The following is a 16,419-nucleotide window of genomic DNA, read 5'->3' as shown; positions in this document are numbered from 1 at the left end:
AGGTTGTTTTTGTTATGGTAGAATTGGCTTTCTTTGGCTTATTAGGACTACTGTCTTGGAATTTATATTAATGATTTTTAGGAGCTTTCCCAAGATTAAAAAAACAGATAGTTTTTTGGACGCACTGGATTTTCCCTATTAAATAGTAAATTACTACTTTCTTTTTCAATTTGTGTAATCACTTAAATCTATCATTAGATGATAGACGCTTTTTTGTTTGCCATGAGAACTTTTGGCTAAGTAAAAGGCAGTAACATTACTAAATTTTGCGGAAATGTCTTCCAAACCTCTTGTCTGGTCAATTTGCCAGCGTGCATCATAGGGGCAGTTAATAATGTCATTCTGATATGAGGTCCAGGTAGAATCAAAATTAGGCGAAGGCCCTTTGTAATACACAATCATATAGTAACTTTCAAGATACGTATTATATGTAAAACATTTGTTTATGTGTTTTTCAGTTAAGGCTTTGTCACGACCTGTAAGAACGAATGCCTCACATAATGCTATATTAGACCCATTGGATTGAAACATCACATCTGTTTCTCCGGAACCTTTTCCTGATGCAGATTTGCCTGAGCGTCCCTGATCGTGGCAGCTCCATCCCCAAATCTGGAACCGCAGTCGCAAAGTTGCAATAAGTAAGTCATTATATTTATCTTCATGAGGAATATTGCGGATAGCATCAATTTTTTCAAGCATAATTTTACCTGCTTCAATAATCTCATGTAGCACGAACTCGCTTAAATTTCTTTTATTATTTACATTATCAGGTGTAACTTTTGCTAAGTCTTGAGGGATAAGGGATTTAAGGTTGTTAAGACTTAGCTTGATAGAGGTAAGGGTTTTGTCATGTGTTGCCTCATTCATGATCTTTTCGACCTCAGGTTTTATTACTTCACCATTTTCAATAAGATAATTTTTGGCAGCAACACTGTAGCCGAATGCCATTTCATGAAGTTCTCTTTCGAGGTAGTAGTTATAGATAACAGGAATGAGTTCCTGATTAAATTTATAAGGGTTTGAGAGTGTATTTAAGGTCTGGTCAAATCTTGAAGCATCTTTGTTGGCTACAAAATGATATATATTGGTACTTGATATTTGTTCATCTATTTTTTGAAGAGCACTTTTTTCCTCATCGGAAAGACTTTTTAAGAAATCCTCCCATTCTTTGTTGGCTTTATTTAATGATTGTATATTCATTTACTTTATGGATTTTAATGTTTCGGCATGATAGAGGTAATAGGCATAAGTAACGTTTTTGGGATCTTCTGAGAGAAGTCCCCTAAACAAAGCTGCGGCATTATCATAATCTTTGTCATTATAAAGCTTGAACAGGGCTTGGTAAAATTTCTTCTCCAGTTGTAAGTTCTTATCTACAGGGTGGATCGCATATTTGTTTTTAGGAATCTCCAGTTTGCATAATTCCGCAAAATCTTTTTCTTTGAAGGCGAGTAGCAGATTAATTCTAAAGATGAATTTTTCTGTTTCCGCAGGGAGATGCCTTTTCTTTTCAAAATGAACCTTTATCTTTTCTATGAGGGGCTTTGCTAATTCCCAATGGGTATCGGAATTTATTGCTTCAATTAATGCATTTTCATATTCTGTAACCGTTCTACGGCTATCAATAAAATTATCTATATTGATATTGTCTATCAATTCCGAGATAATAGTACGAGTATGATTTGACTCTATGCTATTTATTGCGGAAAGCATTTTTCCTAACTCAACGCTATTACGATAAAGTTGCTTGATGAAATCTTCTCTTTCGCTAGCTTCAAAATGATTTAACGATTGATGAAGCAGGTCGTGAAGATCATGTTGGTACTGATTATATTTGAAGAAAATAAATGTGTCATCTAATACATCAATCCTGCCATTTGCAATATCGTTGGTGCTAAAGCGTAGAAAATATACATTTATGTATTCTTTTAATTTCCTAAGGACTTCACTAACAGGAAGACCTTCGAGTTCAAATTGATTTTTTTTGTTATTAATGGCCATGTAGGCGATGGTCACTGAAGTTAAGAAAATCCTTATTTTAATTTTTTCTTCGCGATTTTCATCCTCATAATATTCCTTTTGAGGATTTAACGTTAATGCATTTTCAAAATTTTCTTTAAACAAATCAAGCAGGTCTTGCTTCTCAAATTGCAGAAAAAGATAGCCCCAATCAATTATTTCAAAAGCAAACGGATTGTCCTGACGATGGGCTGTGATTTTAACAGTTTCCGGCTGATCGAAATCTTGTCTTTCGATTTCCTTAGCTGTATAGAACCATGTCAAATGAGCATATAAAGCTTTAATTAAATCTTTGGATGACTCCTCCAAGATAGCTGTTTGTTCTGCCTTGATTTCAATTTCGGAAACGCGGCTGTTCATTAATCTTACAAGCTCAATGCATAAATCAAATACGCCAGATTTGAAACATACATATGGAGACTGTGTCTGTATAGTTTCTCCCAGTTCAATAATGAAAAATTGCCTCATCTGCGGAATTATATAAAACATCATCCTGGGTAAAACTAACGGTTGTGGATAACTGCGGAATGATGTTATTCTTTTTGAAGAGAGTTTTCCCAATGCTTTCTCATATCTTACACGATACATAGAATGTACTATTGCTTCATTTGTACCTGTAGTATTATTAGCGAAAAGTTTGTTGGAGCAATCTTTCATAATTATTGAAAGTACTTCTGCCTGTTTTTGGTCTATTGAATGTAAAGCTGAGTAGTGTTCAAGCATCATATCAAACATTTCGAGCCATAAATGATTTTTGGCATCCCATACAGCTTTAGTCCTGTCATCATGTTTGTAGGAGTTCTCCAATAGTTCCGGGTCCAATTCAATCTTGTCTATAAGTGAGAAAGCTAAAGCCGCTAAATCCTGGTGTGTCAAAAGGTAAGGAATTAACATTGGAAAAGCACGCGGGATTTCGCTATAAAATGTCCAAATAAGAGCAGGTTTTTCCATATCTGTCAATAATCTAAGGGCATTTTCGTATGGTTTAGGATGCTTGTCAAAATCCATAATGATTTGCAAAAGAAGACTGGAGTAGCTTCTGGTCTTCTGATGATCGTTAATTTCTTGGAAGAATCGCCCCAACAAAGAAGTACTTTCTACAAAATTGTGCACACTATCATAATTGAAGTGAACTGCTGGTATCTTTTGTCCTATTTTCTTTCCTCTATAACTCTCGCTATCAAACCATATTTTTGTGAATTCAGTTTCTGATTTTTCGAAATCACGTTCAGTTTGTAAAATATTCAGAGCCAAGTCGCGGAGCTCTTTACCGTCTTGCGGTGTAAGAAACCGATTTAGATTGTCTGCCCAAACGCCGGTCATTATGAGCAACTTGAAATATTTTTCCCTATAGTCAGGATCATTTTCCTTAAGCAGAATCCAAAGTGTTGACGCAATTTCATTTCTGAGATGGCGGAGTAGTTCGCTGCTTTTCCATGAAAATGTTGCTGCATCTTTTTGGAACAAAAGGCCTCTTTGAATAAAGTATTTGATGGTTAGCTTTTTATTTGAGTTTCCCTCAACAATACCTTTAAATTTTTTTGCATCAATACTAAGTGAGACATTTTTAAAACATTTGTCATAATAGATTCTTAGGCAGGCAATCAGATCATAAAATTGTTTAGGGGTTTTAATTCCTTTTCCATTGCTTTTTTCATCATCTATATTCCAAAAAAAATAACGTACAACAGATGGCAAAACTATATCCCCCATGCTGGTTCTTATCAAATGGGACTTCTCAAAATCTTCATAGGTTAAGGCAGTTTTATTGGTTTGATTATATTTTTCGATTATAGCAATAAAAGTACTTTTAGTCCTGTCGGTATATTGAAGGTTCAAAATGATCTTACTAATTATAAGCGAGAGGTTATATTTGAGATTGTCCCCTGTAATCTTTTGATCGACATAAGATTTATAAGCATTATTTCCGTGGGCTAAACTCGCAATACGAATGCTTAAGGAATTTAATTTGGTTTCTGCCGAAAATGAGTTTAAAAATTTCATAACCTATTATTAGTAATGCAAAGCAATTTTTTCCTAGCAAGATACTTTATTTTTATTTTTTTTTCTTGTCTTACTATTACTTATTTTTCAGATAATTCTGCTTATACAGTCTTTTTTGTTTGACTTTGGTAACAGCTAGAATATATTCAGTTTAATGAATTTTTCAGGCTAGTTGAAATTTTAAAGAAGATAGTGCTATAAGTAACAGTAAAGTATAATTTTTTATTACATTTGTTTCATGGCAACAGCTGAACAAATAAAATCACTTTTACAATCTCACTATAAAAATGACAATGAGAGATTTACTTCCATTGCTCTGCAGTTAGCTGCCCATGAGGCAAGGCAGGGACATCTTACCATTGCAAAAGATATTAAGGCCCTTGTTGACAGATCAAAGACTGACGGATTTAAAGTAATTAGGATCAACCCCGATTTGAGTGACTTAGTTCTGGTATACTATCCAGAAAATAAGCTGAGCGAACTAATACTTTCCAATGATGTCAATGGTAAATTGCAAAGAATAATCAAAGAGTACAAACAACGTGATAAAATCCAAAAATTTGGTCTTCAGAATAGAAGAAAAATACTTTTGTCCGGGCTTCCAGGTACTGGAAAGACGGCCACTGCGTCTGCAATTTCAGGGGAATTAAAAATTCCACTGTATGTAATTATGATGGATAAGCTTATGACTAAGTATATGGGCGAAACTGCATCAAAATTACGCCAGATTTTTGATATGATGATTTCCAATCGAGGCGTTTATCTTTTTGACGAATTTGATGCCATCGGCGCTGAGAGAGGAAGAGACAATGAGGTTGGAGAAATGCGAAGAGTGCTAAATTCTTTCCTTCAATTCATCGAGCAGGATTCCTCTGAGAGCATTATATTTGGAGCTACCAACAATATTCGCATCTTAGATTCTGCACTTTTTAGAAGATTTGATGATATAATCAACTATAACTTACCGGATAAGAATGATATAGAAGAACTCATTAAATTAAAATTAAGCAAATACCTTGGCAATTTCTCATTAGAGAATGTTATTGCAGCTGCCTCGGGACTCAGCCATGCAGAAATAACCAATGCCTGTCATGATGCCCTGAAAGAAATCATCCTTACCGACAAAAATACAGTAACACAAAAACTCCTCATTGAGATGATAAAAGACAGAAAGATAAATTTCAATCTTTAATTCCTGCCCATGAGTGATGACCATAAACCACACCTGTTTGTAAAAGATGTCTTTACATCTCAAAAATTTACCACTACCCAAAAAGGCAATTCAAGTAAAGCTCTTCCAGAGCGTGATCGTGCAAATCACGGAAACAATCTTCTCTCAGCCATAAATGAGATCTGGGATCAGCATATCTTTGAAAGCGCAGATAGAAAAGAAAAAGAACTGCCAAGTGCAGAAGGGGAGTATCTTACTTTCAAGAGCTCGGCAAATGATAATCTTAAATTGGAATCTCTTGACTCCAAAGGAGCAAAGCTTTTGAATGTGAAGCGTGACAGTGAAACTCATGAGCAAATTGCCACAATTTTCATTCCCGAGGATAAGATTGGAGGTCTTGTTAAAAAGGTTGAGGAATATCTTACAGAAAATTTTAGATATAAGGGAGAGGATACGGGAAAACCCAAAAATCAGGCACTTATAGATACTATTGATAGCGTACGAAGAGCTACAATAGAAAATCTTTGGAGCAGTTCTGTTGAATTTCTGCCAAGGGATCAACAAGTATGGTGTGAGCTTTGGCTTGACACGGAGGAAGTGTCTCCAGAAAAAATGCTTACCACATTAGGTAGGGTAAATAAGATATTTGGAATCGAATCAACTGGCCAGTTTTTTACTTTTCCGCAGAGAACGATTGTTATTGTAAGGGCAAATTATATACAGTTAGTCGAACTTATAAAATCATTTCCACTGATTGCTGAAATAAGAAAAGCAGAGGAGCCTAACAGCTTTTGGCTTAATGAGATCACAGTTGCAAGAGAAGACTGGATAACAGATGCACTTCAAAATACTGATTTTACAAATGATAATAATTTTGTAACAATTCTCGATAGCGGTATCAATAACGGCCACAAGCTATTGCAACCCATTTTAGCCGATAAAGACAGGCATGCTGCTGATGCCTCCTGGGGAATTACCGATAATAATGGACATGGTACAATGATGGCGGGAGTAGTAGGATATGGCAATCTAAATTCCTTTTTAGAAAACCCTTATGCGAATTATGTCAACCATCAGATTGAATCCGTAAAGATACTTCCGGTTAACGGGAATCATTTTTACCAGTATCCATTCGTAATGTCGGATGCCATCAGCACTGTACAGATTGTAAATCCTCATTACAGAAGGATTTATTGCATGGCTGTTACAAGTGAGTACCAAAATGATTTTGGTAAGCCTTCCACATGGTCAGCGGTTCTTGATAATATTATTTTTGGAGATGACCCTGAGGATAAAAAAATATTTGTCGTAAGTGTAGGCAATGTAAGGGAAGAGGAGGATTGGAAAAATTATCCCCAAAGTAATCTGAATCTGGCAGTGGAAAGCCCTGCGCAATCTTGGAACTCTATAGGAATAGGAGCCTTTACAGAAAAGATTTTTCCTGACAGGCCAACTCTGGCGGGCCACTCAGAACTTTCTCCTTTCAGCAGAACCTCAATTTCATGGGAAAATTCATGGCCCATCAAGCCCGATGTCGTATTTGAGGGGGGGAATATTGAAGGATTGGCCAATGCCAACGTTGCCCAGCATGATGACCTTGAAATGCTAACCACCTCACGTAATGCGGTAACCAATAATTTCACTACTATTAATGCCACCAGTTCCGCTACAGCGCTAGCGTCTAATTTTTTGGCAAAACTAAGGGATTCCTATCCTGATGCGTGGCCTGAAACCTGCAGGGCATTGCTGATCCATTCGGCACGATGGACCCAGGCCATGTATGACCAGTTTGGATTTGAAGCCGGAAAAAAAAGCTCTGAAGCTCTGAAAATGTTGAGGATTTATGGCTATGGTGTACCTAATTTGCAAAGAGCATTAAGTTGCCAATCCAATTATCTTACTTTTATTTCTGAAGAAGTACTGCAGCCTTATGAAAAAACAGGCAGTAATATAAAAACAAAAGACATTCATTATTATGAATTTCCATGGCCAAAAGAAATTCTAGAAAATTTAGGGGACGCCGCCACAACACTTAGAATAACTCTTTCTTATTTTATTGAACCCAATCCGGGGGATAAAGGTTATTCGACAAAATACTCCTATCAGTCAACTGCGCTTCGTTTTGTACTCATTAATCCAGGGGAGGACTTTGACAATTTTAAGCTGCGTACCAACAAAATCAATCAAGATACTCTTAAAACTGAGCTAGGTATGGATCCTAAGGAATCACTTGACTCTGCAACTATGGAAAAAGAAAAAGGCAGTGAAAGATGGGCGCTAGGGGCAGATAATGTTTTCAAGGGATCAATACACAGTAATTATTGGACCGGAACTGCTGCGGAAATAGCTTCTTGCAACAAGCTGGCTATCTATCCTCAAGCTTCAGGCTGGTGGAAACAACTCAAACGACAGGCAAAGTATAACAGCACTATTAGATATTCCCTAATAGTCTCGATTGAGACCCCTGAAAATACACAGGATATTTATACCCCTATTGCAACAAGAATAACCCTGGAGAATCTTGTCAAGATATAAATGATTTAAAAAGAATTTAGGCTCTGTTGCATCTGGAGCTATATTTTCCTTTTGTCGTCTTTTAATTCTAAAACTAATTAATAAATAACAAAGGTTATTTTCCACTTTATTTCAATATGATTGAAAAAAAGATAAATACATCAAAAACTAGTAAAACTCATTTATTATAGGGGTATATTAAAAAATGGCGCCAATTGTCTTCAATTGGCGCCATCTGGCTGAGTGACGGGGACAGGACAAATTACAACATCATTTTTGGATGATTTGAAGAAATTGGCTTACTACATTTAGTGTCTGTCTTCCATTGGCTTTATAATTTTGGTTTAGATGTACTGAGTAGGATTGATGTAAAGATTATAAAAACTCAATTAGTTTATTTCCGAATTGATGATTGAGTAAATAAGAAGTTTTATAACAAGAATTGAAAAGTTAAATTAATGAAAGCTTTTTTTTAGCTTTGTTTGTTCGCAATAATTCACGAATACATATAATTTAAATAAAATGAATTTACAGTTTAATATTGCAGAGATGAGGCATCTTGTCGATATAGTTAAGCTTCTTGCAGAAGATAAATTGGGAGCGACTAGAGAAAATTTCAAAGAACCCCTTCCAGAAGCTTATGTTAGTGCATTTATGAAAATAACTAGTGATTCCTCACAAGAGTTAATTGTTGTTGAGAATGAGAATAAGGAAGTAATTGGCACATTACAGTTAAGTTTTATTCAGTACTTAACCTACCAAGGAGGAATTAGGGCTCAGATAGAAGCTGTCCGTATAAGGGAAATTGATCGTGGAAAAGGATATGGAGCCTTATTCTTTCAATGGGCAATTAACAGGGCAAAAGAACGGGGAGCTCATCTTTTGCAGCTTAGCAGTGATAAAAGAAGACCGGAAGCAATAAAATTTTATGAAAAACTAGGATTTGTTTAATCACATGAAGGAATGAAAATGTTTTTTTAGTTATTTCTTTTTATCGTAATTGTTTAAAGATTGTACAGACGAGAACAAACAGAAACTGAAAAAACAATAGGAAAAATGAATTTCATTGAGAAGAATGTTTCAGTAGAGGAAGCCGTTATTATTCTTTCCCAAAATGGCATTCAGGTAGATGAGAAGGAAGCTAAAATTATTTTGGAATTACTGTATTTAGTATCAAAAAATTACGATAAACCAAAAGAGAAAAAAATCCTACATCCTTAGCGGGATTTCGAACCATCGTTCAGCTTCGATTAAATCTCTAATAACACCACTTTAAGACTGTTTATTTCAAACAGCCTAAGAATTTCTTGTGAAAAAAATCGAACCACAAATATTAGGCTGTGAAGGCTTGAAAAATCTACACATTAGGGTATAAAAAAAGAGACAACTATTGACTAGTTGTCTCCTTAAGTGACCTTACTGAACAATTTACAAACCATTTTATGAATGATTTAAAGAAATTGGCCTATTTTCAAGTGAATTTGTAAGATAATTATTCTTGGTTTTTATTGAGAAGCGGTTTGTATGTATCATAGAGGTTAAATGTTAAAAGGTGAAAATTTATAATGTATGAAAAGAACCAATTCTAGCTAATTTTTGAAAAAATTGAATTTCAAATTTTATACAAGAAATTAGGTTTTGTTTAAAGTAAATTTAAAATATAATTCTATAATTATTCAGGTCAAAATTTGACGATAATCGTTAAAATATCAAATCCAATTCGTGATGATCTATTATTTCACCATACATAATTTTTTTTTATATTTTCTATTTACTCATTGCCGCTAAATTATGTGGCTGATTGATGGCAAGAATAATTTTATATTTGGTTTTAGCAGGCAATAAATGTCATTTGGAACCTATTACTACGGATAACTTCAATAGAAATATTTCTATATATATATGAGCATATTTTTCTTTTAACTGATTGGTATATAATGTTTTAAGATTTATTTGTTGATGTATTTTCTATACGTTTTTAAAACTCTGTACTCCCTCATTTATTTTTTGATTCTTTTGTATATACAATTAAGAGAACTGTATTTCTGTTACTTTCTTTATTGTTGAATAACAGTATGTTACTTGATAATAGGAGAGGTAGATGTGCACTAAATTGTCTCACTTTACTAACCACAAAAAACAGCAGGAATATTTTCTCATAAATTTTAGGGAATATATTCTGAAATGTTCTTGTTTAAAACTGCTTACTAACCTCTAAACCAACCAAAATGAAGAAAACACTTGTTTTAATTTTATTGCTAATTTTATCCTTGCTACTGTCTGTAGAAAAAGGATTTTCGCAAATCAATCCATATAAGGCTCCCTTGTATTGGAATCCGTATGAATATAATCTTACTAAAAACGATTATATCCCTGAAGATGAATGGAAAAAAAATATTGATTGGATGAATGAAAATCTTAAGTCATATGGATACAATATGATTTGTATAGATGGATGGGGAGATGACTCAAACTATAACCAAGATGGTTACAGAACAACACATTCCTCGAATTGGATACATGACTATAAATATTGGGCAGATTATTTAAAAGCCCGTGGAATGACATTAGGCATGTATAATAACCCTTTGTGGATAAATAAAAAGGCAGCTGATGCGGGAGTTAAAATTAAAGGTACAAATATTCCCTTATCAACGCTTCTGAACCCAATTGAAGGTCAGGAAAAAATATTTAACTGGGTTCAGGTTAATAATCCTGGGGCTGAACAGTACATTAAAGGTTATGTACAATATTATGCCGATATGGGTGTCAGTTATTTAAGGATTGATTTTTTAGCCTGGTTCCAAACGGGAGCCGATAAAGGAGACTCCACGTACGGTCCGGCAAGATCAACCCAAGATTATGAAAAAGCATTAAGATGGATTCGCGAAGCATGCGATGAAAATAAAATTTTTCTGAGTCTGGTGATGCCAGAATTACAGGATAATGCTGTTTCTGAGAATAAATACGGACACATGATTCGAATTAACGAAGATCTTGGAGATGGAGGGTGGAACAGATTTAATAATTTAGATCGGGGCATCCGTCATAGCTGGTGGTCTCAATATTATAATACTTTTGATGGATACACCTATTGGTCATTTATCTCGGGACGAAAGAAATTAATTCTGGATGGAGATTTCATTAGATTAAATTCAATGGCCAATGACAATGAAAAAAAAACGGTAATCTCGTTACATTTAATGGCTGGAGGCCCTTTATCTATATCGGATCAGTATAATTCGATAGGACAAGATATTTCTTATTATCAAAATGAAGAAATGTTAGCTTTAAATAAAGATGGCTTTGTTGGGAAACCATTATTTACGAACGACCCAACAAATGAATCGAGTCAGGTTTGGGCTGGACAAATGTCTAACGGAGATTGGATTATTGGTTTTTTTAATAGAGAGAACGTAGCTAAGAACCGCAGTTTGGATTTCAATTCTTCTCTGGGGTTTTCAGGCAATGCATCGGTAAGGGATCTTTGGACTCATACGAATTTAGGAAGCATGTCTTCCTATAGTGTAAACGTGCCTGCACACGGCTGCGTGATTTTGAAAGTTGTACCAATAAATCCTCAGCCAGATATTTTATCAGGAAACAATTATTTTATTAAATCAAAAGCGAATGGTAAAACAATAGCTTACAATACCTTAAGAGATTCACTAACGACAAATACTCTTGATTGGGATAAATCTGATCAAAAATGGCTTTTTACCTTTGAAAAAAATAAGGAGTACAGCATTACATCATTGTCCGATAAAAAATCTTTTGATGTTGTTGAACAGTCTGTTAATAACGGTGCAAAAATTCACACATGGCAGTATTTAGGATTAAACAGCCAGAAATGGGATATGGTTCCTGATGGAAACGGTTATTATAAAATCATAAACTCCAATAGTACCAAAGCTCTTGAAATGGATGCAGCAAGGGGAATTGTAGTACAATCAAGCAGCACCGGCGATAGTTCGCAGTTATGGACTTTAGAACCTATTTTCGATCACCTCACTTTAGTCGGTCCAGCATCACCAACAGGCAGTTGGACGAAACCCGAAGGTACTGGTGCAACCGATTTTAAAGAAAGTGCCTTTGGCTCTGACGTTTGGACATTTACAGGATATTTAAACTTGGGGGAGATTAAAATCCATGCGAAAGCAGGCGGTTTTGCTTCAGGCAGCTGGACTAGCGGTTCATGGCTACAAGCAAAAAACAGTAATGCAAATTTTCTGACCGCCAATGAATATGTGGTAGGAGGCGCCGACAATAAATGGAATGTTGCGGCTGCGGGGCTTTATAATATAAAAGTAAATTTGCGTGAGAAGAGCTTAGATGTAAAAAAAATAGACTATGATTACATGACCCTTGTAGGCCCGGGATCCTCTATTGGAAATTGGGCCACGCCCGAAGGAGATTCAAGCACAGATTTTGCAGAAACTGCCCCAAATTCAAACATCTGGCTTTTTAAGGGGAATTTAAATGCTGGAGAGATTAAGATCCATGTAAAATTAGGATCTGATTTTATTGCAGGCAACTGGCTTGACGGATCCTGGCTTCAGGCAAAATCGGCAAATGCCGATTTTCTAACTCAGACAGAATACCTTATTGATGACAGCAATGATTTTAAATGGAATATTGAAGAATCTGGGTACTATATAGTAACTGTTGATCTTAATGCAAACAAGATAGCCGTACAGAGAAGATATTTTGATTATATGACTTTATCAGGACCCGGATCTCCAATTGGAAGCTGGAACAAACCAGAAGGAGATATAAACACCGACTTTATACAAACGTGTCCTAATTCGAACATCTGGACTTTTACAGGGATGTTGAAGGTAGGCCAGGTTAAAATTCATGCAAAAATCGGATCGGATTTTATAGCCGACAACTGGCTTGACGGTTCTTGGCTTCAGGCGAAAAGCAATAATGCTGATTTCAGAACTGCTGCAGAGTACATAATTGACAGCAGCAACGATTATAAATGGAATGTTGCGCAAGCCGGACTGTATAAAATTACAGTCGATCTGACAAAGGGACGCTTATCAGTGAAGAGGTTGGATTATGATCATCTTACTTTAGTTGGTCCCGGTTCCCCATCAGGGACTTGGATCAGACCTGAAGGTGATATTACTACTGACTTGGCCAGAACGGCACCAGACTCGAATATATGGACTTTTACAGGTGCATTAAACGCAGGTGAGATCAAAATTCATGCAAAATTGGGAACAGATTTTATTTCCAATAATTGGGAGGATGGGAACTGGCTGTATTCTGACGCTGTTAATGCTGACTTTCTTACTGCTGCGCGATACCGTGTTGACGGGACTGATACAAAGTGGAATATTGCGGAAGCAGGTGTTTATAACATTACAGTTAACCTTGCAACGGAACTCTTAACAGTACAAAAGGTGGATCAAAATAGTATAATATTACAAAAAAACTCCCTAAGTAATAAACCAGTATCTTTAGTTGGCAATGAAGTTTCAATTGTTCAAAATGAAATGGTTGTTTATCCCAATCCAACTTCAGGCTTGTTTTCAATTCAAATTAAACGTCCAAAATCAGCAAAAGCGACTGTTTATATTTTTAATCTGAATGGTGCGGTTTTACAAAAGCGAAATATAGTTTTCTCGGAAGAAGTCCAAAATTTCGAATTCAATATTACGGGTGCAACGTCTGGAATATACTTGATAAAGGTTGACTGTTTGGATGGTGTCACTCAAAATCTGATTTTGCAGAATTAGTATGATTTTAATAACAGCCTTAAACCGCCTGCTGTCTTGGGGCGGTTTTCGCTTTATTTTACTTTTTTTCTGTATTTTATAAATAACAAGTTGCAAATAAACAAAATAGATTATAGTTAAAAGAGTAATGCCGAGCAATCTATTTAATAGTACAATTAGATGGAGTTGCATGTGAAAGAAACGCAAAGACGAATATGGTTGTAAAGCACATTGATCTCGAATTAGCAGGCTTTTGTTTCAGTAATTGGAAAAACATAAATAATGGCTGAAAATTTTATAATTGGCTATATCTTGTTTGCGCAGAATAAAATTTTAATTTTACTTTTTTGAAAGATTTGGTTTCTCTCCCGCCTGTTACAATATAAGAATAGTTTTAACTGATTAATAAAAATATTGAAATGAAAAAAATTATAGTTTCATTAGTTATTTTGTTTGGACTGCAAACGATACAGGCACAGAAAAGTTTCAAGCCCCTTTTTGACGGCAAATCGACAAAGGGCTGGCATTCCTATGGAAAAAAATCGGCTGGAAAAGCATGGAAGGCGGCAGATGGCATATTGCATTTTGATTCAAAAGAAGCAAACAATGGTCAGGGCGGGGACTTAGTAACGGATGCTGAATTCAGGGATTTTCATCTAAAATTGGATTGGAAAATAGCCCAGAACGGGAACAGCGGCATAATTTTTTATGTAAATGAGAATCCTGTAGAATACCAAAATACTTATAGTACCGGACTCGAAATGCAGATTTTAGATAATGAGGGCCATCCGGACGCAAAAATCCTTAAGCATCGAGCAGGAGATTTGTATGATTTGGTTCAAAGCAGATCAGAGCCTGTCAAACAGGCTGGAGAATGGAATACTGCCGAAATTCTCAGCAGGAAAGGAAAATTAACACTTATTCTTAATGGAGTTACAGTGGTAGAGACTGTTCTTTGGGATGATAATTTCAAAAAAAACGTATCGGGAAGCAAATTTGCAGATTGGCCGGATTTTGGCACATTCAATAAAGGAAAAATTGCTTTGCAGGATCATGGAAACAATGTATGGTTTCGTAATATTATGATTAAAGAATTAGATTAGTAATATATGTATGAATGTTAGATGTGCCAGTAAACTTTTTGTTGCCTGAATAAAAAATGTTTATAATTTAAAATCACTAATGTAAAGTATGATTCAGCAATTTTTTACAGAAAAATCTTTTCTACGCTTTAAACTGAGGTTTTGCTTGAGTTTGGTTTTAGTCTCGATTCTATTATTATATCCAAGCAGTTTTTATGGACAAAGCGAGCAGTTGTTAAAAAGGCTAGATCAGGTAATAGACTCCTCGAGCATCTATGATAAAAGCAAGAGAAAGACCATTCAGGACTTAAAAGATAAGCTTGAACTGATTAAAGATGATCGCCACAAGTTATTAGATTTGAACCAGCAGCTTTTTGACCAGTATGTACTTTTTAAAAGAGATTCTGCTTTTGATTATGCTTTAAAAATTAAAGGGCTATCAGAAAAAATTAACGATAAATCTTATTTGATGAAGGCCAATATTAATTTGGCCAATATCAGTGTTTCTGCGGGTATGTATAAAGAAGGGTTGGATTATCTGCTTTTGATTAAACCCGAAGAGATAAACAATGAAAACGGATCTTTATATTATGGTCTGTTAGGTAGATGCTATAGCGATATGGCAGAATACAGCAGTATTCCAATCTTTAGTAAAAAGTATAACCAGCTTGCTAAGAAGTGCAGGATTAAGGCTTTAAATTTAACAGATGAAGGCACTTTTTTCAATTCATTTTTAAAATTTTTTAATGAATATAAGGATGGTGATTTAGCTTCTGCTGAAAAAGGCTTTCTCTCCCTTCTTAATTCTGACGTTAGCGATAGGGATGAAGCCTTATTAAATTATATGCTGGGGGAGATCTGCAATGAGTCGGGCAGGGTAGATCGTGCAATTGATTATTACAGCAAAGCCGTTATTTCAGATATTCGTATATCAACAAAAGAATCACTGGCTATAATAAAGCTATCAGAGCTCTTGTTTAGAAAAAAGAATCTGCAGAGTGCATCTTCGCTAGTGAAAAAAGCATATGATGATGCTGTTTTTTACGGGGCACAGCAGAGAAAACTACAAGTAGGAGCGATCCTGCCACACATTGAAGAAGAAATAGTCCAGAATATTGAAAGAGAAAAAAAGAGGCTCTACTATCAATATATAGGTGCAATTGTTTTTTCAGTAATTGTAATCTGCTTTTTAATCCTTACTTTTATGCAATTCAGGAAAATTCAAAAAGCAAAAAAGATAATTGCAGTTGCGCATACAGATCTGCAGAATGTAAATAAACAGCTTGTTGTTGTAAACGAAGAAATAAAGGCGCGTAACAGCCAAATTGAATTGATTAACAATCGTCTTTCAGAAGCTAATAAGATTAATGAAGAATATATTGGTTTTTTCTTTACGGAATATGATGATATTTTTGAAAAGTTTAATGAATTTACATCTTACATAGAAAGGGATATTGATTCAGGAGATTATGCTAAAGCAAAATACAGAATATCAAGATATGATTTGAAGAAGGAAAAGGATAAACTGCTCAATAATTTTGATACAGCTTTTATCAATCTGTTTCCAGATTTTATTACTGAATTCAATTCGCTCATGAAACCCGGGGAGCAGATAAAGCTAAAAGAAGGGCAGATTCTTAATAAAGAGCTGAGAATTTTTGCCTTGATCCGTTTAGGGATCAAACACAATGAGAAAATTGCGCAAATTTTAGGTTATTCAGTCAATTCAATTTATGCCTATAAAACTAAAGTTCGTAATAAGTCCATAATCGAAAATGAAGGCTTTGATAAAAAATTGATGAAAATTACTTCTGTAAAAATTACCTAATTAATCAAATATTTAACAAAAAATCCCGCTGTTCAACAGCGGGATTTTTTTTCTGCGCCCCATTTATTTTGTTTG

Annotated in this window: 9 protein-coding genes; 7 read left to right on the top strand and 2 right to left on the bottom strand. The window is 35.0% G+C overall.

Annotated features, from left to right (window positions below; genetic code table 11):
• Positions 1 to 165 precede the first annotated feature (165 nt).
• Entirely contained in the window at positions 166 to 1,200 is a 1,035-nt protein-coding gene (locus tag K6T82_RS11310; protein ID WP_066034711.1) for a hypothetical protein, read from the bottom strand.
• Entirely contained in the window at positions 1,201 to 4,023 is a 2,823-nt protein-coding gene (locus tag K6T82_RS11305) for a hypothetical protein (protein WP_223705975.1), read from the bottom strand.
• A 238-nt stretch (positions 4,024 to 4,261) separates the two neighbouring features.
• Here K6T82_RS11305 and K6T82_RS11300 point away from each other — a divergent pair, with 238 nt between their 5' ends.
• From K6T82_RS11300 to K6T82_RS11270, 7 genes are all read left to right on the top strand, one after another.
• Complete coding sequence (locus K6T82_RS11300) at positions 4,262 to 5,215, top strand: AAA family ATPase (RefSeq protein ID WP_066034709.1); 954 nt, start codon at positions 4,262 to 4,264, stop codon at positions 5,213 to 5,215.
• A 9-nt stretch (positions 5,216 to 5,224) separates the two neighbouring features.
• Complete coding sequence (locus K6T82_RS11295) at positions 5,225 to 7,729, top strand: S8 family peptidase (protein ID WP_223705974.1); 2,505 nt, start codon at positions 5,225 to 5,227, stop codon at positions 7,727 to 7,729.
• 501 nt (positions 7,730 to 8,230) lie between these two features.
• Positions 8,231 to 8,659 (top strand): GNAT family N-acetyltransferase, encoded by a 429-nt coding sequence (locus tag K6T82_RS11290; RefSeq protein WP_223705973.1) that lies wholly within the window; start codon positions 8,231 to 8,233, stop codon positions 8,657 to 8,659.
• 105 nt (positions 8,660 to 8,764) lie between these two features.
• A complete protein-coding gene (locus K6T82_RS11285; RefSeq protein WP_223705972.1) occupies positions 8,765 to 8,929 on the top strand; it encodes a PTS sugar transporter subunit IIBC in 165 nt (54 codons plus the stop codon).
• A 1,007-nt stretch (positions 8,930 to 9,936) separates the two neighbouring features.
• A complete protein-coding gene (locus tag K6T82_RS11280; protein ID WP_223705971.1) occupies positions 9,937 to 13,455 on the top strand; it encodes an RICIN domain-containing protein in 3,519 nt (1,172 codons plus the stop codon).
• A 398-nt stretch (positions 13,456 to 13,853) separates the two neighbouring features.
• A complete protein-coding gene (locus tag K6T82_RS11275) occupies positions 13,854 to 14,537 on the top strand; it encodes a 3-keto-disaccharide hydrolase (protein WP_129022535.1) in 684 nt (227 codons plus the stop codon).
• 88 nt (positions 14,538 to 14,625) lie between these two features.
• A complete protein-coding gene (locus K6T82_RS11270; RefSeq protein WP_179003760.1) occupies positions 14,626 to 16,344 on the top strand; it encodes a DUF6377 domain-containing protein in 1,719 nt (572 codons plus the stop codon).
• The last annotated feature ends 75 nt before the right edge of the window (positions 16,345 to 16,419 follow it).

Origin of the sequence: Flavobacterium potami (genome assembly GCF_020026915.1) — a bacterium.
Lineage (GTDB): Bacteria > Bacteroidota > Bacteroidia > Flavobacteriales > Flavobacteriaceae > Flavobacterium > Flavobacterium potami.
This window is presented reverse-complemented; position numbering and strand designations above follow the sequence as displayed.

What these genes read in the sequence shown, in the direction of transcription:
- K6T82_RS11310 (WP_066034711.1), bottom strand. Translation starts at nt 1,200, where the DNA reads ATGAATATACAATCATTAAATAAAGCCAACAAAGAATGGGAGGATTTC.
- K6T82_RS11305 (WP_223705975.1), bottom strand. Translation starts at nt 4,023, where the DNA reads ATGAAATTTTTAAACTCATTTTCGGCAGAAACCAAATTAAATTCCTTA.
- K6T82_RS11300 (WP_066034709.1), top strand. Translation starts at nt 4,262, where the DNA reads ATGGCAACAGCTGAACAAATAAAATCACTTTTACAATCTCACTATAAA.
- K6T82_RS11295 (WP_223705974.1), top strand. Translation starts at nt 5,225, where the DNA reads ATGAGTGATGACCATAAACCACACCTGTTTGTAAAAGATGTCTTTACA.
- K6T82_RS11290 (WP_223705973.1), top strand. Translation starts at nt 8,231, where the DNA reads ATGAATTTACAGTTTAATATTGCAGAGATGAGGCATCTTGTCGATATA.
- K6T82_RS11285 (WP_223705972.1), top strand. Translation starts at nt 8,765, where the DNA reads ATGAATTTCATTGAGAAGAATGTTTCAGTAGAGGAAGCCGTTATTATT.
- K6T82_RS11280 (WP_223705971.1), top strand. Translation starts at nt 9,937, where the DNA reads ATGAAGAAAACACTTGTTTTAATTTTATTGCTAATTTTATCCTTGCTA.
- K6T82_RS11275 (WP_129022535.1), top strand. Translation starts at nt 13,854, where the DNA reads ATGAAAAAAATTATAGTTTCATTAGTTATTTTGTTTGGACTGCAAACG.
- K6T82_RS11270 (WP_179003760.1), top strand. Translation starts at nt 14,626, where the DNA reads ATGATTCAGCAATTTTTTACAGAAAAATCTTTTCTACGCTTTAAACTG.